The following is an 18,878-nucleotide window of genomic DNA, read 5'->3' on the forward strand; positions in this document are numbered from 1 at the left end:
CTCCCGAACCTCACGGTTCGGGAGGGCGCCGCGTTCGCGTTCCCACCGTCTTGTTCGTCGACCCGCGCCCCATCGCGTCGCTGAGCGAATGTATCCCTCGCTAGTTCTGACAAGCCGAATGAGCCATTCGCTCAGGTGTGGGGGAGAGGTTCTGGCCGGTTCACCGATCGATCCATTCGGTGCCCGCGGGCTCGAGCTCACCTGTACCCGAGGTCAGCGACGCCACCAGGCCTTCAAGTTCGGTCGGATCACCGGCGACCGTGAACACCACTCGGTCCGTGTAGGCGACGTCGAGCAGCACCACTCCGCGCCCCCGCAACTCTGCTTCGAGTCGTCCGGCATCGGCATGCCCGACTCCCAAAGTGAATTTCTCGCGTTTGCGGCGTTCGACGAGCGAGGCGGTGTCCAGCGCCGTCGACACCGCGCCCGAATACGCGCGCACGAGACCTCCCGCACCGAGTTTGATGCCGCCGAACCATCGGGTGACCACCACGACGACGTTCACGAGGTCGCGATGGTGCAGCACCTGCATCATCGGCACCCCGGCCGTGCCGCCGGGCTCGCCGTCGTCACTCGACCGCTCTGCGCGGTGCGCCTGATCGTCACCCACCACGAAGGCCCAGCAGTGGTGACGTGCGTCGGGGTACAGCCGACGTTGCTCGCCGATGAATGCCGTGGCGTCCTCGGACGAATCCACGCGACGGAGCGCGGCGAGGAAACGCGAGTTCTTCACCTCCGTCTCGACGGCAATGTCCGATCCTGGCGCGAGTGTGTGCGGCATGGCCACCATTCTGGCGCCGGATGCATAGGGTGGTGATCAGCGACCGACTACTGCAGGAGGCTCGATGTCATACACCAGCGGCCCATCCGTGCCGAGCAAGGTTGTGCCGTTGCTGTTGCCCATCGGTGTGGCAGTCCTCGGCATCGTGAACTTCATCGTCGGACTGGCCCCATACGTGAGGATCACGTTCGGCTCGTTCGTGTCGCTGTCGTCGTTCGACTTCGGCTTTGCGGTCGTGCCGCTCGCGCTGCTGCTGTTCGGCGGTGGTTGTGCGGCCCTGTCGTTGCTGCCGGGCCAAGACCTGCGCGCGGCCGCGGTGGTCGCGTCGGGGGTCGGTTTCGTCACGTCGCTGTTCCAGCTGTTCCACCTGCCCCAGGACACGGGCATCGCCTGGGGCGGCGTGACGATCCTCGTCCTCGGTCTCATTCAGACGGCGCTCGCCGTGTTCGCGTTGCTCTTCGGGATAGGTGTCCTTGTGCCGGGGCAGCGACCTGCCCAGCACGGCGGGTACGGGCAGGGCTTCCCACAGCAACCCTTCCAGCAGGGCGGTACCCAGCAGGGTGTTGCACAGCAGGGTGTTGCACAGCAGGGCTTCCCTCAGCAGTTTCCGGCCGGTCAATACGGTGGGCAATATCCTGCCCAGCAGGGTGGGCAATATCCTGCCCAGCAATTCGGAGCACAACAGCAGCAGTTCGGAGCACAGCAGCAACCCGGTCGGATGCAGAACCCGGGAATGCAGCAGCCCTACCCCGGCCAGCAGGACCAGTTCTCGGGGCAGATACCCCAGCAAGCCCCCTACAGCGAATACCTGCAGCCGTACGCGGCGGCACAGCGCGAGGCAGTGTCGAACGAGCAGACGCAGTCGAACGAGCAGACGCAGTCGAACGAGCAGACGCAGTCGCACGAACCGGTGCAGTCGCACGAACAGACCGAGCCGGATCGGTCCCGCGACACGGGATCGGGCACGGTACCTGTGGCCGAGAACACCGACGAGGCGCCGACCCAGGTGTTCCGTGCACCCGACGACCAGCGGTGATCGGCGCGCCTGACACCGTCGACCGGCCGACGGTGCAACCATCGAGGCGATGACTTCGACGCTCGGCCGGCCCGTTCGGCACACACCCTCCGAGGACGACCAGCTCGACTCGGAGCGCTTCCGGATCCTGATCGCTGCGGCGACGCGTGTTCCCGCGGTGACGATCGCCTTCGTCGCGACCCTCGTGGTGACCACGATGGTCGCGGTGAACAGCGATCTCACGGGAATCTACGCGGCGATCGCCGGTACATGGCTTGCACTGCACCAGGTGACCCTGACGATCGACGGCACCTCACTCGGCGTGCTGCCACTGCTTCCCACAGCGCTCATCGTGTGGCAGGCGGCGCGGGCGAGTGCCGCGGCCGTGGATGCGACCATCGACCACACCGAACAGAACCTGACGCTGCAGGACGCGTTGCGAATCATCGCCGCGACCATCGCGGGGCCCTTGGTGATCACGGTTGTCGCACTCGTCGTGATGCAGGACGCCGCGGGTGTGCTCCCAGTGGCGCCGCCCAACGCGGCTGCCGCTCTGGCCTGGGTGACCGGTCTGTACCTGCTTGCTGCAGTGCTGGGAGTCGGTTCTCGGACGTGGCAGGTGGTGTGCCGACGCTACGACATCCCGGAATGGCTCGTTCTGTCGCTACGCCCGGCGGTGCGAGCGCTGCTGAGCATGTTCCTGATGGGTGGTGTGCTCACCGCGGTGGGCATGGCGTTGTCGTGGACCACCATGGGAGACCTGCTCGAGCGCGGTGGGGGAGTCGTCGGCGTCCTGGGGCTGACGGTGCTGTCGATCCTCTACCTGCCCAATGTCTTCTTCGGCTCCTCATCGATTCTGGCCGGAAGCACCGTGCAGTTCGGCGACGTCCGGTTGAGTCTGTTCGAGGCGAGCGGCGGCGATCTGCCGGCACTCCCCGTCCTCGCTGCGATTCCGGCCGGTCCTGCGGCTGCGTTCTGGCCGGTGATGCTTGCCGTGCCGGCGACTGTCGGCGCGCTTGCGGGCCGGTTCGTCGCACAGCGCGTCCTGCAGGCGCAGGCAGATGGTGTGCCGGTGCGTAGCGCCGACGCGTCGCTGACGATTCTCGCGACAGCCGCCCAGACCGGAATCGCGATCGCTCTGCTGACTTGGGCAGCGGGCGGCCCGCTCGGGATCTTCGGGATCGTGGGCAGCAACTGGTGGCTCACCGGTGTTCTGGTCTTCGCGTGGGTTGGCCTGCTCGGGCTGATCACCGCTCAGCTGTTGATGTGGCGGGAAGGCAAGTTCGTCGCGGCGCAGACGGTCGACGACGAATACGACGCCGACGAGTATGACGACGACGAATATGACGACGACGAATACGACACCGACGAATACGACGACGAGCACGACGACCTCGACCACGATGATGACGACACCGACGGCGAGGTCAAGGCGATCGAGGGCCCCGACACAGACGACGCAGACGACGCAGACGACGCAGACGACACAGGCACCGACGGCGATCCCAACGTCATCGAGGCGGAGGTCGTCGCACTCGAAGACGACGAGTCGGATGTGGAGGAGTCGGACACAGACGAGTCGGACACGGCGGCGGATGCGGGGACGGGTCGTGGGGCGTCCGGCGTTGTCGACGGGGAGGTCGAAGACAAGCGCAAGAAGGGCGGCGACTAGTCTCTGAGGCGGCCGCCTTTCCGGCCTGCCCCCTCGAGTTCCAGGAGTAGAGCGCTGACTGCCTCGCGTGACCAGCTGCCGCCCACCGCGCCCGCGCGGATCGTCGTCCTCGCTTCGGGTACGGGAAGTCTGCTGCATTCGCTCCTCGCCGCGACCCGTACCGACGGGTATCCCGCGCAGATCGTCGCGGTCGGGGTGGACCGCGTGTGCACCGCGCAAGAGCACGCCGACGGCGCAGGCATTCCGCAGTTCGAGGTCGCGCTGCGCGACTACGCCGATCGCACCGAGTGGGATCGCGCCCTCACGGCCGCCGTCGCGAAACACGAACCCGACCTGATCGTCACTGCAGGGTTCATGAAGATCCTGGGTTCCGCGTTCCTCGAACGTTTCGGTGGGCGAATCATCAATACGCACCCCGCTCTGCTGCCGTCGTTCCCCGGTGCACACGCCGTCCCCGACGCGCTGGCCTACGGCGTGAAGGTCACCGGGTCGACCGTGCATCTCGTCGACGGTGGTGTGGATACCGGGCCGATTCTCGCGCAGGAACCGGTGCCGGTTCTCGACGGCGACGACGAGGCGGCCCTGCACGAACGCATCAAGGTTGTGGAACGACGCTTGCTGGCCGACGTTGTCGCCGCCGTCGCGACCCGTGGAGTTGTATCCGATGGACGAAAGGCCGTGATCCCCAGTGACCGAACGTAAGACTGTGCGCCGCGCACTGGTCAGCGTCTACGACAAGAGCGGACTGGTCGAGCTGGCGAGTGGGCTGCACGATGCGGGCGTCGAACTGGTGTCCACCGGCTCCACCGCCGCGACGATCGCCGGAGCAGGCGTGCCCGTGACCCGGGTCGAGGAGCTCACCGGGTTCCCCGAATGCCTCGAAGGTCGCGTCAAGACGCTGCACCCGCGTGTGCACGCAGGCATCCTCGCCGACACTCGCAAGCAGGACCACCTCGACCAGATCGCCGATCTCGGCATCGAGGCCTTCGAGCTGGTGATCGTCAACCTGTACCCGTTCACGCAGACCGTGGCATCGGGCGCGACCCCCGACGAGTGCGTCGAGCAGATCGATATCGGTGGCCCGTCCATGGTGCGTGCTGCCGCGAAGAACCATCCGTCGGTGGCTGTGGTCGTCGACCCCGCCGGTTACGGTGACGTTCTCGAATCCGTCAAGGGTGGCGGCTTCACGCTGGCGCAGCGCAAGCGTCTCGCGGCGCAGGCCTTCCAGCACACCGCCGCGTACGACGTTGCGGTCGCGAGCTGGATGAACAGCGGTTATGCAGCTGAGTCCGGGGCGAGCGAAGCGACGGGGAATGCCACTGAGGATAGGTCCCAGTTCCCGGAATGGGCAGGCGCGACGTGGACGCGGACGAACGTGCTGCGCTACGGCGAGAACCCGCACCAGGCCGCGGCACTGTACGTGTCCGAGGGTGGCGAGCCCGGGCTGGCGCAGGCCGAGCAGTTCCACGGCAAGGAAATGTCGTACAACAACTACCAGGACGCCGACGCCGCGTGGCGCTCTGCGCACGACCACAGTGAGCCGTGCGTCGCGATCATCAAGCACGCCAACCCGTGTGGCATCGCGATCTCCGACGACATCGCCGCAGCCCACCGCAATGCGCACGAGTGCGACCCGGTCTCGGCGTTCGGTGGCGTGATCGCCGCGAACCGCGAGGTCAGTGTGAAGATGGCCGAGCAGGTCGCCGAGATCTTCACCGAGGTGATCATCGCCCCCTCGTACGCCGACGGTGCCGTCGAGGTGCTCTCCCGCAAGAAGAACATCCGGATCCTGCGTGCGGATCCGCCGAAGTCGGCGCAGATCGAGATGCGTCAGATCTCCGGTGGTCTGCTTCTACAGGAGCGCGACGCGCTCACTGCCGAGGGTGATTCGCCCGCCAACTGGCAGCTTGCGTGCGGTGACCCCGCCGACGAGGCAACTCTGCGCGACCTCGAGTTCGCGTGGCGTACGGTGCGTGCCGTGAAGTCGAACGCGATTCTGCTGGTGTCGGGCGGCGCGACCGTCGGTGTCGGTATGGGGCAGGTAAACCGGGTCGATTCGTCGCGGCTCGCTGTGACCCGCGCCGGTGATCGTGTCGTCGGTTCCGTTGCGGCGTCCGACGCGTTCTTCCCGTTCGCGGACGGCCTGCAGGTTCTGACCGAGGCGGGCGTCAAGGCCGTGGTGCAGCCGGGCGGATCGGTGCGCGACAACGAGGTCATCGACGCTGCTCGCGAGGCCGGAGTCACGCTGTACCTGACGGGTGCGCGCCACTTCGCACACTGAGCAAGATCCTGCGCTGAGTCGATCTTCGCAGGGCTACCGCCCACTCACAGTCGCTGTTGTCAGGCGGCGTGCGAGTGGGCGGTGTGCTGTGCGGGGTCTTCGAGGATCCCGCGGTCGTCGGCGATGACGAGGCGGGCAGCGCCGCGATCGAGCAGTCGGCGGATGAGATCTGCGGCTTCGGCGCCCTTCTCGGCGTCGACGTGGCTGAGATCGATGGTGATGGCGTGGCCTGTGAGATCTTCGGGCAGCTCTTGCGGGATCTCGCCCATAGCGGTGAGTCGGAATTTCATGGTGTTCTCCTGTTGGAAGGTAAAGAAAAAGGCACCCGGGGCGAAGTGCCCGGGTGCCCGAGAGGCGAGTCGTCGAGGACTCTATTCTCGGGGTTGCCGCGGGGCTACGTGGGAGTGGAAGAAGGCGAACGGTACGAAGCGGCGCTTACAGAAGTGATACTGACGTTGCATCGGACCGTACCTTTCTCGAGTACTCCAGCGGGTTAACGGCAAACCATACACTATCGACGCGTAAGTGACATCTAAAATTCCCCGACGCGTCGCGGACGACCTGGTCAGAGCGATTTGAGCCACTTCTCGAAACCGGAGGTGAACTCCTGGGAGTAGGGCAGGTCGGCGACGTAGTCGGAACCGGTGGACTGCTGGTCGCCGATGTCCTTGAGGACGTGGTTGGTGCGCTGCATGCGCAGCGACGTCAACCGGGTGTGCACCAGGGCGGAGTCGAGCGCGTCGACGTCCTCGATGCGAACCTGGATGTCTTTCGACGAGACGGTGGTGAGCACGGGGAGATTGCCGTCGACCTGCGCGGCGAGCATCCGCGGATCGAGTGCATCCTCTTCGGCGAGTGCCTTTGCGTTGGCCGAGACGAGACCTGCGTTGCGCAGCGGCTCGGGCAGGTTGTCGCTCAGCGTGCCGTCGGCGCGCAGTGACTCGACGGCACCCGCCAGCGCGACACGTAGTTCGTCGGCGATCTGCACCGGGAGCTGCCGCGCGGACACCACGGCGTCGAGCTGGGCGTCGATCTGGGCGGTCAGCAGGTCGAGCAGGCGCACGGCCAGCGGCTCGAGCAGACCGAGGCCCTTGATGTCGATCTCGTTCCCCGTCGCTCCGCTCGCCTTGCTCTCGTTCCCCGTCGCTCCGCTCGCCTTGCTCTCGTTCCCCGCCGCTCCGCTCGCCTTGCTGTCGTGTTGAGCGGTGTCCTGGGCGAGCGCCAGGGCGATGAGCGCACCCTCGCTGTGCCCGATGACGTACATCCGTGTGGAGTCGACACCACGTTGCCGTGCGAGGAACGCCATTGCATCGGCGGCTGCGTCGATGAACGTCGAGAATCCGAGATCGGCGACGTCTTCGACTTCGTAAGGGCCGAGGCCTGTGGTGCCGCTGCCGAGCTTGTCGTAGCGCAGGCTGGCGAACCCGTTGTCTTCGAGGACGTCGGCGAGATGGCGAAGCGTCCCGATCGGGCCCGGGAGCAGGGCGCTGTCGCCGTTGCGATCGGTGGGGCCGCTGCCCGCGAGCAACAGAACTGCCGGTACCGCTCCCTTGATCGAGACGGGGATGCGCATGCTGCCGTGCAGGGTCACATCGCCGCTGGAAAAGGTGATTTCGGTGTCCGACATGTCATTTGTCTATCAGAAGGATCCGACCGTGCGGGCATTCAGGCCGGTCGTGCGCGGCGTGCGCGTCGCATCCGGTCGTATCCCTTGAACCCGACCCAGCCGAACAAGATCAACAAAGGGATGATGAGCAGCGGCAGGACCAGCGCGATCAGCGACGTCACGAACGACACGGTGCTGTCGACCACCGACAACACGGGGTTGCCTGCTCCCGCGGTTGTGGCGGTACTCACGGCGCGGGTGCCGGTCTGCGCGGTGCTCACCGCAAGCGCGGTGGGCGCGCCCACGACGATCCCGGCGATCGCCGCCCACGTCGGATCGAGATTGCTGAACGCCGCCCACGCCACCAGCGCACCCGCGATCGGGCGAGTGACCGTACCGGCCAGAGACAATGCATTGTCGACGAACGGGATCAGATCTGCGAGCACCTCCGCGACGGTCGCGATCGCCAGCGCCGTGAGCGCCGCCGTGGAACCGACCCACTGCATCGAATCACCCACGACAATGCCGAACAGTTCGAAGTGCACGGCCGCGCTCAACATCAGCAGCGGGAGGAACGTGCGCAACCCGGTCGCGGCGGCCAGGCCGAGACCGAGCAGTGTCGCCAGGAGCCAGGTGTCCATGAGCGGAAGTGTAAGTGCGACACGCCCCGGCGCTGCCCTTTCACGCCCCGGAAACCGGAGGGGATGCCGAAACGACGCGACGGTCGTACCTTGGGTGAGGTGACGTCACCCACATCCCGCCCATCCACCCTCGGTGAGCTGCGCGCGTCCGGACACGTGCAGCGCTCCGTCAAGGATGAGATCAGGCAGAACCTGCTCACAGCGCTACGCGACGGCGCCGACCCGTGGCCCGGCATCGTCGGATTCGACGAGACGGTGGTCCCGCAGCTCGAACGGGCCTTGCTTGCCGGCCACGACGTGGTGTTGCTCGGTGAGCGAGGTCAGGGCAAGACCAGGCTGCTGCGCACCCTGCCGCTACTGCTCGACGAATGGACACCCGTGATCGCCGGGTCGGAACTTGGCGAGCATCCCTACGAGCCGATCACACCCGCGTCGATCCGTCGCGCGGCCGAACTCGGCGACGACCTGCCCGTCGCGTGGCGGCACCGCAGTGAGCGTTACTCGGAGAAGCTGGCCACGCCGGACACGTCCGTCGCCGACCTCGTGGGCGACGTCGACCCCGTCAAGGTCGCGGAGGGTCGCAGCCTCGGCGACCCCGAGACCATCCACTTCGGTCTCGTGCCGCGTTCGCACCGCGGCATCGTCGCCGTCAACGAGCTGCCCGACCTCGCCGAACGCATCCAGGTGTCGCTGCTGAACGTGATGGAGGAACGCGACATCCAGGTGCGCGGATACACCATCAGGCTTCCGCTCGACGTGCTGCTCGTGGCGAGCGCCAACCCGGAGGACTACACGAACCGCGGGCGCATCATCACTCCGCTCAAGGACCGCTTCGGCGCCGAGATCCGCACCCACTACCCGATGGAACTCCGCGACGAGATCGCGGTCATCGAGCAGGAAGCCGACCTGCAGGCACGCGTCCCAGGATTCCTGCTCGAGATCCTCGCGCGCTTCACCCGGCTGCTGCGTGAGTCGACGTCCGTCGATCAGCGTTCCGGTGTGTCGGCGCGGTTCGCGGTCGCGGGTGCCGAGACCGTCGCCGCCGCGGCCGTGCGCCGCGGTGCGGTGCTGGGGGAGGCCGACCCGGTGGCGCGCCCGGTCGATCTCGCCACGGTCGTCGAGGTGCTGCGCGGCAAGGTCGAATTCGAGTCCGGTGAAGAAGGACGCGAATTCGAGGTCCTCGACCATCTGCTGCGTCGCGCGACCGCAGAGACCGCCCGCGCCCGCCTCGCAGGCATCGATCTCGCGCCCCTTGTCTCGGCCGTCGAACAGGGCGAGCCCGTGGTGACAGGTGAGCGGATCACGGCGAAAGTACTGCTCGACGAGCTGCCGGAACTGCCAGTGCTCGACGACGTCGCCGACCGCCTCGACGCGAGCGACCCCGGATCCAGGGCATCCGCAATCGAACTCGCCCTCGAAGGGCTCTACCTCGCACGCCGGATCTCCAAGGACACCGGCGACGACGGCGCGGCGGTGTACTCCTGATGAGTCGGGCCGCTCGCTACGGTCCGTATCACGGCGGTGACCCGCTCGCTCCGCCGGTGGATCTGCGCGAGGCACTCGCCTCGATCGGCGACGACGTCCTCGCCGGGAGCTCCCCGCGGCAGGCCCTCCGCGAGCTGCTCCGGCGCGGTCAGGACAACATGCGAGGCTTGGACAAACTTGCGGCGCAGGCGAACCGGCGTAAGCGTGAGCTACTCGACCGCACCAACCTCGACGGCACCCTGCGGGAAGTACGCGAACTGCTGGACAAGGCGGTCCTCGAAGAACGGAAAACGCTCGCGCGGGCCCTCGACGACGATGCGCGCTTCTCGGAGATGCGCATGGAGGAACTTCCGGGTTCCACGGCGCAAGCCGTGCAGGAACTCGCCGACTACGACTGGCGCAGCACCCAGGCGCGCGAGGACTACGAGAAGATCCGCGACCTGCTGGGCCGGGAGATGCTCGACCAGCGATTCACGGGGATGAAACAAGCGCTCGAGGGCGCGACCGCCGAAGATCGGCAGCGCATCGCCGAGATGCTCTCGGACCTCAACGATCTGCTCGACAAGCACTCCCGCGGTGAGGACACCCCGGAAGATTTCGAGCAGTTCATGGCCGAGCACGGCGAGTTCTTCCCGGAGAATCCGCAGAACGTCGAGGAACTGCTCGACTCTCTCGCGCAGCGTGCTGCCGCGGCGCAGCGACTGCGCAATTCGCTGACGCAGGAACAGCGCGACGAGCTCGATGCGCTGGCTCAGCAGGCATTCGGATCACCCGACCTCATGCAGCAGCTCGACCGGCTCGACGGGAACCTGCGCGCGGCAAGGCCCGGTGAAGATTGGACGGGGTCGCAGCGGTTCCGTGGCGACGAGGGCATGGGGCTCGGAGAGGGCACCGGTGCGCTGCAGGAGATCTCCGAACTCGACCAGCTCGCCGAGCAGCTGTCGCAGCAGTATGCGGGTGCATCGCTCGACGACGTCGACCTCGACGCACTCGAACGTCACCTCGGCCCGGAAGCCGCCGCCGATGCGCGAACCCTCGCCGAACTCGAAAAGGAACTGCAGAAACAGGGGTTCTTCGATCGCGGTGCCGACGGACAGTGGCGCTTGTCGCCGAAGGCGATGCGGCAACTCGGGCAGCACGCGCTGCGCGATGTGATGAACCGGATCTCGTCGCGGGGCGGGCAACGCGAGACGCGCCGCGCGGGTGCGATGGGTGAACCGACCGGGGCCACCAAGCAGTGGGAATTCGGCGACACCGAACCGTGGGATGTGGTTCGGACCTTGACCAATGCGACCCTGCGCGATCCGGGGGTGCCCGTGCGGATGGCGGTGTCGGACGTCGAAGTGGTCGAGACGGAACAGCGTGCGCAGGCCGCGGTCGCGCTTCTCGTCGACACCTCGTTCTCGATGGTCATGGACGGACGATGGGTGCCCATGAAGCGCACCGCGCTCGCATTGAACCACTTGGTGTCCACCCGCTTTCGCGGCGATGCACTGCAACTCATCGCGTTCGGACGGCACGCGCGCGTCGTGACGGCCCCCGAACTCGCAGGGTTGGACGGCGTCTACGAGCAGGGCACCAACCTGCATCACGCGCTGTTGCTCGCGGGCAGACACGTACGACGTCATCCGAACGCGCAGCCGGTGGTGCTCGTCGTCACCGACGGCGAGCCCACCGCGCACCTCGAACCGGACGGGTACGCGGCGTTCGACTATCCGCCCAGCGCACGGACACTCGGGCTGACCGTGCGGGAACTCGATCATCTCGCGAAGATCGATGCGCAGGTGACGATCTTCCGTCTCGGCGACGATCCCGGGCTCGCACGGATCGTCGACCACATGGCGCGGCGTGTGGGTGGCCGGGTGGTGGCGCCGGATCTCGATGGTCTCGGTGCCGCGGTGGTGGGCAACTACGTGCGGATGCGGCGGCGTCGCTAGCTGCGCAGGGCGCGCCACGTCGAGGTGGCCGCCGCCGACAGCAGGGCCGCCGTCACCCAGAACACCGAGGCGACACCCGCGACGCCGGCGATCGCGCCCGCCGCGAGCGGCACCATCACCTGACCGAGACGGTTTCCGGTGAGCCGCACCGCGAGCGCCGACGCTCGATCCGGCGGCGCGACCAGCCCGACGACCCACGTCATCGTCAGCGGTTGCCCCACACCCCAGAACACCCCGCACACCGCGAGCAGCACACCGATCACCCACGGATTCGGCACCAGCGGGATCAACGCGACCGGCACGATCGTGCCCGCCGTCGCCGACAACAGCAGCTGCCGACGCGGGATCCGTCGCAGCGCCCACGGCAGCAACGCGCGCGACACGATCGACGCGACGGTCCGCGCGGTGAGCAGCGCCGACACGAGCAGCACCCCGAATCCGAACTTCTCACCGAGAAGCGGCAGGTACACCACGATGAGGTCGACGGAGGCCAGCACGATCAGGCTCGACAACATCGCGGGCTTCATGCCGGGGGTGGCGAGCATCGAACGTACCGATTGGGGTGGCCCGTCGTCGGCGCTGCGCCCCGATCCGGGCGGTTGCCGCAAGCCGAGGACGAAGGGCAACGCGAGCGCCGCCAGCACAGTCATCGCCACGAGTGCGCCCGTGGTCTCGACGTCGCCGTCGCCGGTGCTGTGTGTCGCGGCGATCGCACCCGCGATCGGTACGCCCACCGCCTGCCCGATCGACACACCGAGGGTGATGCCGGCAAAGCCACGGTCGAGTTCGCCCGGCGGCGACAGGATCGAGACGAATGCCTGACCGGACACGGTGACGAGCAGCTGGCCGAGCCCGAGCACGATGTTGCCGAGTCCGAGCACGAGCAGGCCCGAACTCATCGCGATCAGTCCGACCCCCACCGTGGACACGACGATCCCGACACGCAGGATCACGGTGGCGTGACCGCGGTCGACGGCACGTCCCATCCGGACCGCCGCGAGCAACGGTACGAGCGCATACAGGGCAGTGATGATGCCGATCGCCGCGGCGTCGCCGCCGAGGGAGAGGATCCGGTACGAGACGAGGACGCGCACCGACTGGAATGCCGCATGCAGCAGTGCGGTGGAGACGCAGAGGTAGAGGAGCCAGTGCCGAGGAGGAGACTGCATGGGTCAGGCGGCGGTGACCACTCGATCCCCGAGCGGTGACTCCAACTGAACCTCGATGGTTCCGAACACCGCGACCATGATGCACATGCTGTCCTGCATCTCGGGCAAGGTGCCGCCCATCAGCGACACCGTCACGACGTCGTCGGTCTCGGTCACGGTCGGATCGACGCCGAAGCACTGCGGAGTTCCGGTCTCGAAATGCAGCGAGATCCGGTCGTCGCCGCTGCGCGAGAAAGACGTGATCGTCAGAGGATGAGCCTCGACGATGTCGGGTCGCGCCGAAAACACCGTGGCGCCTGCGGGTTCGGGACTCTCCGGTAGCGGCTCGACGTCCGGGGGTGTCGAACCGCAGGCGGCGGCGAGAAGGCAGCAGGCGAGGAGCACGAACAGACGCATGCTTTCCACCGTAGGCGTGCCACGTGGCAATGTGTGGAGGCCGCGCACGATGACCGGAGGACCATGAAGCTGCCAGTGTTTTTCGACCCGCCTCCCCGGGCGATGCCGACGCCCGAGGTCGTCGTCGACGACACGACCACTCCGCGCCGGTTCACCGTGCGGACGATGCTGGCGGCGAAGAAGTGGACGATTCCCGCCGCGCTGCTGGTCGCGATCCATCAGGTGTGCGAGACGCTCGTGCCCGTCGTCATGGGGCAGGCCATCGACCGGGCGGTCGCCACCAGAGACTTCGATGCGCTGTGGCGGTGGCTGCTCGTCCTCGCCGCGGTCTTCGCGGTCCTGACGGTGTCGGCCCGGTTCGGCGGGCGGATCGGGCAGGCAGGCATGCTCGCGGTGCAGCATCGGATGCGCACGCGCGTGACCGACCGGATCCTCGACGTGCGCGGTGTGGGCGGTCCGCAGCGGACCCCCGGCGACATGCTCAACATCGCGACGTCGGACGTCGAACAGCTCGCCCGTGGCATCGCCGTCATGGTGTACCCGATCGGTCACGTCGCCGCGGTCGTGTTCGGAGCAATCATGCTTCTGAGCGTGTCGTGGCCGCTCGGCCTGGCGATTCTCATCGGAGCGCCGGTGATCCTGTGGCTGCTCGACAAAGGTTCGGGCCCGTTGCGCCGGCGCAGCTTCGAGGAACAGCGGGTCGCGGGTGCGGCCGCAGGCACCGCCACCGACCTCGTCACGGGCATTCGTGTCGTCAAGGGCATCGGTGCCGACGCGGAGGCGTCGCGGCGGTATGTGGGAGCGAGTCGCCGTGCCCTCGACGGCGTACTCCGTTCGGCCCGTGCCGAAGGCGCATACATCGCGACCATGGAATTGGCGTCGGGCCTGCTCATCGTCGGTGTCGCTGTGGCGGCAGGAGCGATGGCGGTGACCGGGTCGCTGACCGTGGGGCAGCTCATCACCGTCGTCGGCGTGACACAGGTGATCATGGGTCCGCTCGCCGCGCTCGGATCCAACATGGGTGCGGTGTGGGCGGCAGCGGTCGCCTCCGCGGAACGAGTTCTCAGTGTTCTGCAGGCGCCGCCCGCCGTCGACACCGGTGATCGTGACGCTCCCGGCGACTCCGCCGTCGAATTCGATTCATTGACTGCCGGACACGCGCGCGACCTGGACCTGAGCATCACCGCGGGCACCTTCGTCGTGGTCCACACCGACGCCGAGACCACCGCAGATCTCGTCGCCGTGTTGTCGCGCTCACGACACCCGGAACGCGGCCGCGTCCTCATCGGTGGCGTCGACCTGTTCGACCTCGGATCCGACGCAGCCAGGCGCAGCATGCGGGTGGTGCCGCACGCGTCGCACCTGTTCGAGGGCACCGTCGTCGACAACATCGCCGCGGGAATACCGGAGGGCGCTTCCGATGCCGATGCGCGGGTCACCCGTGCGGTGTTCGCTGCCGCGTGCGACGACGTCGCACGAGTACTGCCCGCCGGACTCGGCACACCGGTCGGTGAGGCCGGGCGGCTGCTGTCCGGTGGACAGCGCCAGCGTGTCTCGCTCGCACGCGCTCTCGCCGCGCCGGCGGAGGTGCTCGTTCTGGTCGATCCGACGACGGCCGTCGACTCCGTCACCGAGGCCACGATCGCCGAACGCCTGCCGGAGCTGCGGCGCGGACAGACCACGGTCGTGTTCACCCGATCGCCCGCGTTCACGGCAGCGGCCGACGACGTGGTCGTGCTGACCGACCGCGACGTACCTGGACGTTCCTTCGCATCCCCTGGAGAGAGCCGATGACCACCACTGGCGTTCGTGCAGGTGAGCGGTTCCGGACCGCGGATGCGCGCGGCACTGTCCGCATCTCGCGCTCGGCGTTCGCAGGTAAGGGCCCCGCGGCGTGCGGCCTGTTCGTCGTGCTGGTGGTCGGTGCCGCGGCCGGATTGGTGACGCCGTGGGCGATGGGGCGGTCGGTCGATGTCGTGCTCGAGGGTGGCGATCTCACCGACATCGCGTGGCTCGCCGCGGCGATGGTCGTCGGCGTCGTGGTGTTCGCTGCATTGAGTGGTTTCGGCCTGATGCTCACCTCGCAGCTTTTCGAGACCGGTCTGGCACGCCTGCGCGAACGCATGCTCGCGGCGGCGATGCGCATGCCGCTGGCCCGGATCGAATCGGCGGGCAGCGGCGACCTCGTGTCGCGGGCGACGGACGATGTCGCTCAGGTCAGTTCCGCAATCCGTGAGGCCGCCCCCGCGATCTCCGGTGCACTGTTCACCGTCGTGCTCACGATGCTCGGCCTGGCGGTGCTGGACTGGCGGTTCCTGATTGTGCTGATCGTGGTGCTGCCCGTCCACTATCTGGGTGCGCGCATGTACACGCGCGCCGCCCCGCCGATCTATCAGAAGTCGCGGATCGCGATGGGGGAGCGTGCGCACCACGTACTCGGCGGAATCCGTGGCCTGCCGACGGTGCACGCGTTCGATCTCGGACCGAGCCTCGCCGGCCCGATCGACGAACATTCGTGGTGGGTCGCGCGGTGGGAGCTGCGGGCCCGCATCGTCGTGAACCGCCTGTTCGGCCGGGTGAACCTCGCCGAATTCCTCGGCATGGCGTCGATCCTGTTCGTCGGGTTCCTGCTCGTCGACGGCGGCGCGGTCACCGTCGGCGTCACCACCACCGCGATGCTGTTCTTCCTGCGACTGTTCGGGCCGCTCGGACAGCTGCTGATGGTGATGGACTCGCTGCAGAGCGGACTCGCGTCCCTGTCGCGGATCGCGGGTCTGATCGAGGAGTGCGAAGAGTACGACGGCACGGATCGCGAGGATGCCGAGTCGCCGTCGCCGGCGGGCCGTGAACTCGTCGCGCGCGACGTGCGTTTCGGATACGAGACCGGACCGGAGATCGTGCACGGGGTGGATCTCACAATCGGCGACGGCGAACACGTCGCGCTCGTCGGTGCCTCCGGGGCGGGGAAGACCACCTTCGCAGCGCTGCTCGCGGGCGTGCATCCCGTACGCGCCGGAACCGTGACGTTCGGTGGAGTCCCGATCGCTGAACTGGGCGACGAGCGTCGTACCCGCGAGATCGCTCTCGTCACCCAGGAAGTGCACGTGTTCTCCGGAGCGGTGCGCGACGACCTGCGGATGGCAGCTCCCGACGCAACGGACGAGCAGCTCGTCTCCGTGCTCGAACGGGTCGGAGCTCACGGCTGGGTGTCGCGGCTGCCGTCGGGGCTCGACACCGAGGTGGGCTCGGGCGGCCACGTCCTCACTCCGATGCAGGAACAGCAGCTCGCGCTGGCACGCCTGATCCTGCTCGATCCGGCCCTGGTCATTCTCGACGAGGCCACGGCCGACGCGGGGTCGGCAGGCGCCGACGAGCTCGAGGCGTCGGCGGAGGAGGCATTGAAGGGGCGGAGCGCGCTGATCGTCGCTCATCGGTTGAGCCAGGCGGCGCGCGCCGACCGGATCGTGCTGATGGACGACGGGCGGATCGTCGAACAGGGCTCGCACGACGAGCTGGTTCGCCGCGGCGGCCGGTACGCGCGACTGTGGGCCGCGTGGTCGGTGGGAAGATCAGGCGAGTAGCGCGGCGACCACGCCGATCCCTGGGATCGCCGCGATGGTGGTGACGAGCGCGGCGTCGCGGGCGAGGACCATGCCGCGGCCGTAGGCGCTCGCGTAGACGAACACGCTCTGCGCGGTCGGCAGCATCGCGACGACGACCACCGCGAACAGTTCTGTGCCGTCGAGCCCGAGCAGGTAGCGACCCATCGCCCACGCGAGCACCGGCTGGACGACGATCTTGAGCACCGACGCGAGCGCGATGTCGCGCCTCGGGCTGGTGCCCTTCTGGAGTACCCGCACGCCCTGCAGCGACAACCCGAACGCGAGAAGTGCGCCGGGCACCGACGCGCCGCCGAGAAGCTGGATCGGTTGCAGCAGTGCGTCGGGCACGCTCCACCCCGTCCCTGCGACGACGAGCCCGGCAGCACCGGCGACGACGATCGGGTTCTTGAACGGTGTGATGAGCGTCTGGATCCGCGATGCTCCCGGTCGCGCGGTGGACAGGTCGAGGGCGGTGAGCGCGATGGGGGAGAGCACCACGATCTGGAACAGCATCAGGGGCGCGACGAACGAGGCGTCGCCGAGCACGAACACGGCGATGGGGATGCCGAGGTTCGCGGAGTTGACGTATCCGGATGAGAGCGCGCCGATCGTCAACTCGGGGACCGCACGTTTCATCCATATCCGGGCGATCACGATGTAGACGATGGACACGGCGAACGCGGTGGTCGCGCCGACGTAGAGATGCTCGGAGAAGATTGTCGACAGGTCGGAGGTGGCGAGCGCGTCGAACAACAACGCGGGCGTGGCGACGACGAACACCATGCGACTGAGTACCGTCTGTGCCTCGGCGCCGAGCGTGCCGCGTCGGCCCAGCACGAAGCCGATTGCGATGATCACGAAGATCACAGTGAATCCCGAGATCACGCCAGACACGATTGCCTAGTCTAATGATCTCCTGACGGCGCTCGATCGACCATGCACATCTGGTCGCAAATGTCATGAAAACTGCCCACTTGTGCACAACGACGAAGTTGTCCACATATGCCTCCCGCGCCTTCCCTGCGGGCGCAGCGCCGGGCATTGTCGGTGCTCATGGGGGAATTCGACGAACCGTTCATCGGCACCGAAGCGGTGGCCGCGGGCCGAGTGTCGCTGCGACAGCTCCGCCGCTTCCGGCGGGTGCACCGCAACGTCTACATCCATCCGGACGTGGAGGTGACTCCGGTACTGCGGGCGCGGGCGGCGTGGCTGTGGTCCGCTCGCGGCGGTGTGGCGGCGGGATTGTCCGCTGCGGCTCTGCACGGCTGCCGCTGGATCGACACGACCGCCCCGGCCGAACTCGTTCGCACCGGTAGCCGCCGAGGCTCCGCCGGAGTGGTGATCCACAGCACCGCATTGAGCGACGACGAGATGTGCGTCGTCGACGCGATGCGTGTCACGACACCGGCCCGGACAGCGTTCGACGTGGGGCGCCGGCTCGAGCGTGACGACGCGATCGCCACACTGGACGGACTGTGCCGAGCGACCGGCCTTCACCCCCGCGGCATCCTCGACCTCGCTGCGCGTCATCCCGGTGAGCGTGGCTTGAAGCAGTTGGCCGCGGTTGTGGCGCTGGTAGACCCGGGCGCCGAATCGATCCCCGAGACCCGGGTTCGGCTGCTGCTCGTCCGTAGCGGCCTACCGACCCCCGAGACGCAGGTGCCGATCGTCGACGGCTCACGGGTGATCGGGCACGCCGATATGGGATGGCGACAATGGCGCACAGCCGTCGAGTACGACGGAACTCACCATTGGACCGACGAACGTCAGCGCACGTACGACATCGAGCGCTACGAAGCGTTCGCGTCGCTCGGATGGTCGGTGGTCCGCGTCAACTCCGAGCAGCTTCGGCGAAAGCCCGCATCGATCGTGGCCCGGGTCCGGCAGCGGCTCCGTGCGGCCGGAGCGCCAGTTTGAGCGTGCACAACTCGGCGCGCGCATCGAGTACAGACGACAACAACTGCACACTCGACCGTGACGAAAGGCGCCCCTCCCGAAAATCGGGAGGGGCGCCTTCGATGCGTGTTACTTGCTGCTGACGTAGGGCAGCAGAGCCATCTCGCGGGCGTTCTTGACGGCGATGGCGACCTCGCGCTGCTGCTGCGGGGTCAGGCCCGTGACGCGGCGGCTGCGGATCTTGCCGCGGTCGGAGATGAACGTGCGGAGCAGGTTCACGTCCTTGTAATCGACATGATCGATCTTTGCCGCGAAGAGGGGATTCTTCTTCGGCTTGCGGCCCTCGACGGCACGCGACTTCTTCGACGGTCCTCGCTTGACAGCCATTCCTCGCTCC

General features: G+C 67.6%; 17 protein-coding genes. 9 read left to right on the forward strand and 8 right to left on the reverse strand.

All coding sequences use genetic code 11. The features are described from left to right. Positions 1 to 160: 160 nt before the first annotated feature. Positions 161 to 781 (reverse strand): IMPACT family protein, encoded by a 621-nt coding sequence (locus ACFWB0_RS18305; RefSeq protein WP_378491883.1) that lies wholly within the window; start codon positions 779 to 781, stop codon positions 161 to 163. A 64-nt stretch (positions 782 to 845) separates the two neighbouring features. On the opposite strand from ACFWB0_RS18305, the gene ACFWB0_RS18310 reads away from it, so the two are divergent. The 4 genes from ACFWB0_RS18310 to purH are packed head-to-tail and all read left to right on the forward strand — an operon-like array spanning position 846 to position 5,749. Beyond that, entirely contained in the window at positions 846 to 1,817 is a 972-nt protein-coding gene (locus tag ACFWB0_RS18310) for a DUF5336 domain-containing protein (protein ID WP_378491884.1), read from the forward strand. Positions 1,818 to 1,866: 49 nt separating this feature from the next. Then, positions 1,867 to 3,468 (forward strand): DUF6350 family protein, encoded by a 1,602-nt coding sequence (locus ACFWB0_RS18315; protein ID WP_378491885.1) that lies wholly within the window; start codon positions 1,867 to 1,869, stop codon positions 3,466 to 3,468. A gap of 54 nt (positions 3,469 to 3,522) precedes the next feature. Further along, positions 3,523 to 4,170: a phosphoribosylglycinamide formyltransferase gene (gene purN / locus ACFWB0_RS18320; protein WP_378491932.1), complete on the forward strand. Its 648-nt coding sequence runs from the start codon at positions 3,523 to 3,525 to the stop codon at positions 4,168 to 4,170. Continuing rightward, positions 4,157 to 5,749 carry a bifunctional phosphoribosylaminoimidazolecarboxamide formyltransferase/IMP cyclohydrolase gene (gene purH, locus ACFWB0_RS18325; protein ID WP_378491886.1) on the forward strand — a complete coding sequence of 531 codons (1,593 nt, stop codon included), beginning with the start codon at positions 4,157 to 4,159 and terminating at the stop codon, positions 5,747 to 5,749. The genes purN and purH overlap by 14 nt, the downstream gene beginning before the upstream one ends. 59 nt (positions 5,750 to 5,808) lie before the next feature. On the opposite strand, the gene ACFWB0_RS18330 is transcribed toward purH, so the two are convergent. From ACFWB0_RS18330 to ACFWB0_RS18340, 3 genes are all read right to left on the reverse strand, one after another. Next, positions 5,809 to 6,039, reverse strand: a complete 231-nt coding sequence (locus ACFWB0_RS18330) for a hypothetical protein (RefSeq protein ID WP_378491887.1) — start codon at positions 6,037 to 6,039, stop codon at positions 5,809 to 5,811. A gap of 275 nt (positions 6,040 to 6,314) precedes the next feature. After that, the gene (locus ACFWB0_RS18335; RefSeq protein WP_378491888.1) at positions 6,315 to 7,376 is read right to left on the reverse strand and encodes an alpha/beta hydrolase; all 1,062 of its coding nucleotides are present in this window, start codon (positions 7,374 to 7,376) and stop codon (positions 6,315 to 6,317) included. Positions 7,377 to 7,414: 38 nt separating this feature from the next. Beyond that, a complete protein-coding gene (locus ACFWB0_RS18340; protein ID WP_378491889.1) occupies positions 7,415 to 7,996 on the reverse strand; it encodes a DUF4126 domain-containing protein in 582 nt (193 codons plus the stop codon). 99 nt (positions 7,997 to 8,095) lie between these two features. Here ACFWB0_RS18340 and ACFWB0_RS18345 point away from each other — a divergent pair, with 99 nt between their 5' ends. Then, entirely contained in the window at positions 8,096 to 9,481 is a 1,386-nt protein-coding gene (locus tag ACFWB0_RS18345) for a sigma 54-interacting transcriptional regulator (protein ID WP_378491890.1), read from the forward strand. Then, positions 9,481 to 11,418, forward strand: coding sequence for a VWA domain-containing protein (locus tag ACFWB0_RS18350; RefSeq protein WP_378491891.1), 1,938 nt, complete (start codon positions 9,481 to 9,483; stop codon positions 11,416 to 11,418). Before ACFWB0_RS18345 ends, ACFWB0_RS18350 begins: the two co-directional genes overlap by 1 nt. On the opposite strand, the gene ACFWB0_RS18355 is transcribed toward ACFWB0_RS18350, so the two are convergent. Both ACFWB0_RS18355 and ACFWB0_RS18360 read right to left on the reverse strand, forming a co-directional pair. Next, positions 11,415 to 12,587, reverse strand: coding sequence for an MFS transporter (locus ACFWB0_RS18355; protein WP_378491892.1), 1,173 nt, complete (start codon positions 12,585 to 12,587; stop codon positions 11,415 to 11,417). The genes ACFWB0_RS18350 and ACFWB0_RS18355 overlap by 4 nt on opposite strands. A 3-nt stretch (positions 12,588 to 12,590) precedes the next feature. Further along, positions 12,591 to 12,983: a hypothetical protein gene (locus tag ACFWB0_RS18360; protein WP_378491893.1), complete on the reverse strand. Its 393-nt coding sequence runs from the start codon at positions 12,981 to 12,983 to the stop codon at positions 12,591 to 12,593. A 63-nt stretch (positions 12,984 to 13,046) separates the two neighbouring features. On the opposite strand from ACFWB0_RS18360, the gene ACFWB0_RS18365 reads away from it, so the two are divergent. Together ACFWB0_RS18365 and ACFWB0_RS18370 are read left to right on the forward strand one after the other, a co-directional pair. Continuing rightward, entirely contained in the window at positions 13,047 to 14,777 is a 1,731-nt protein-coding gene (locus tag ACFWB0_RS18365; protein WP_378491894.1) for an ABC transporter ATP-binding protein, read from the forward strand. Further along, positions 14,774 to 16,564 (forward strand): ABC transporter ATP-binding protein, encoded by a 1,791-nt coding sequence (locus tag ACFWB0_RS18370; RefSeq protein ID WP_378491895.1) that lies wholly within the window; start codon positions 14,774 to 14,776, stop codon positions 16,562 to 16,564. The genes ACFWB0_RS18365 and ACFWB0_RS18370 overlap by 4 nt, the downstream gene beginning before the upstream one ends. Here ACFWB0_RS18370 and ACFWB0_RS18375 read toward each other — a convergent pair. Continuing rightward, positions 16,553 to 17,479 carry an AEC family transporter gene (locus ACFWB0_RS18375; protein WP_378491896.1) on the reverse strand — a complete coding sequence of 309 codons (927 nt, stop codon included), beginning with the start codon at positions 17,477 to 17,479 and terminating at the stop codon, positions 16,553 to 16,555. The two genes, ACFWB0_RS18370 and ACFWB0_RS18375, sit on opposite strands and share 12 nt — an antisense overlap. 159 nt (positions 17,480 to 17,638) lie before the next feature. On the opposite strand from ACFWB0_RS18375, the gene ACFWB0_RS18380 reads away from it, so the two are divergent. Continuing rightward, positions 17,639 to 18,502, forward strand: coding sequence for a DUF559 domain-containing protein (locus ACFWB0_RS18380; protein ID WP_378491933.1), 864 nt, complete (start codon positions 17,639 to 17,641; stop codon positions 18,500 to 18,502). Between the two features lie 108 nt (positions 18,503 to 18,610). Here the strand turns inward: ACFWB0_RS18380 and rpsR are convergent, their stop codons facing one another. Then, entirely contained in the window at positions 18,611 to 18,868 is a 258-nt protein-coding gene (rpsR, locus tag ACFWB0_RS18385) for a 30S ribosomal protein S18 (protein WP_054719669.1), read from the reverse strand. Positions 18,869 to 18,878: the final 10 nt, after the last annotated feature.

The organism is Rhodococcus sp. NPDC060086 (assembly GCF_042730275.1).
Lineage (GTDB): Bacteria > Actinomycetota > Actinomycetes > Mycobacteriales > Mycobacteriaceae > Rhodococcus.

Bases quoted from the DNA above. Each gene is read 5' to 3' on its own strand.
- ACFWB0_RS18305 (WP_378491883.1), bottom strand. From the start codon at position 781: ATGCCGCACACACTCGCGCCAGGATCGGACATTGCCGTCGAGACGGAG.
- ACFWB0_RS18310 (WP_378491884.1), top strand. From the start codon at position 846: ATGTCATACACCAGCGGCCCATCCGTGCCGAGCAAGGTTGTGCCGTTG.
- ACFWB0_RS18315 (WP_378491885.1), top strand. From the start codon at position 1,867: ATGACTTCGACGCTCGGCCGGCCCGTTCGGCACACACCCTCCGAGGAC.
- ACFWB0_RS18330 (WP_378491887.1), bottom strand. From the start codon at position 6,039: ATGAAATTCCGACTCACCGCTATGGGCGAGATCCCGCAAGAGCTGCCC.
- ACFWB0_RS18335 (WP_378491888.1), bottom strand. From the start codon at position 7,376: ATGTCGGACACCGAAATCACCTTTTCCAGCGGCGATGTGACCCTGCAC.
- ACFWB0_RS18340 (WP_378491889.1), bottom strand. From the start codon at position 7,996: ATGGACACCTGGCTCCTGGCGACACTGCTCGGTCTCGGCCTGGCCGCC.
- ACFWB0_RS18350 (WP_378491891.1), top strand. From the start codon at position 9,481: ATGAGTCGGGCCGCTCGCTACGGTCCGTATCACGGCGGTGACCCGCTC.
- ACFWB0_RS18355 (WP_378491892.1), bottom strand. From the start codon at position 12,587: ATGCAGTCTCCTCCTCGGCACTGGCTCCTCTACCTCTGCGTCTCCACC.
- ACFWB0_RS18360 (WP_378491893.1), bottom strand. From the start codon at position 12,983: ATGCGTCTGTTCGTGCTCCTCGCCTGCTGCCTTCTCGCCGCCGCCTGC.
- ACFWB0_RS18365 (WP_378491894.1), top strand. From the start codon at position 13,047: ATGAAGCTGCCAGTGTTTTTCGACCCGCCTCCCCGGGCGATGCCGACG.
- ACFWB0_RS18370 (WP_378491895.1), top strand. From the start codon at position 14,774: ATGACCACCACTGGCGTTCGTGCAGGTGAGCGGTTCCGGACCGCGGAT.
- ACFWB0_RS18380 (WP_378491933.1), top strand. From the start codon at position 17,639: ATGGGGGAATTCGACGAACCGTTCATCGGCACCGAAGCGGTGGCCGCG.
- rpsR (WP_054719669.1), bottom strand. From the start codon at position 18,868: ATGGCTGTCAAGCGAGGACCGTCGAAGAAGTCGCGTGCCGTCGAGGGC.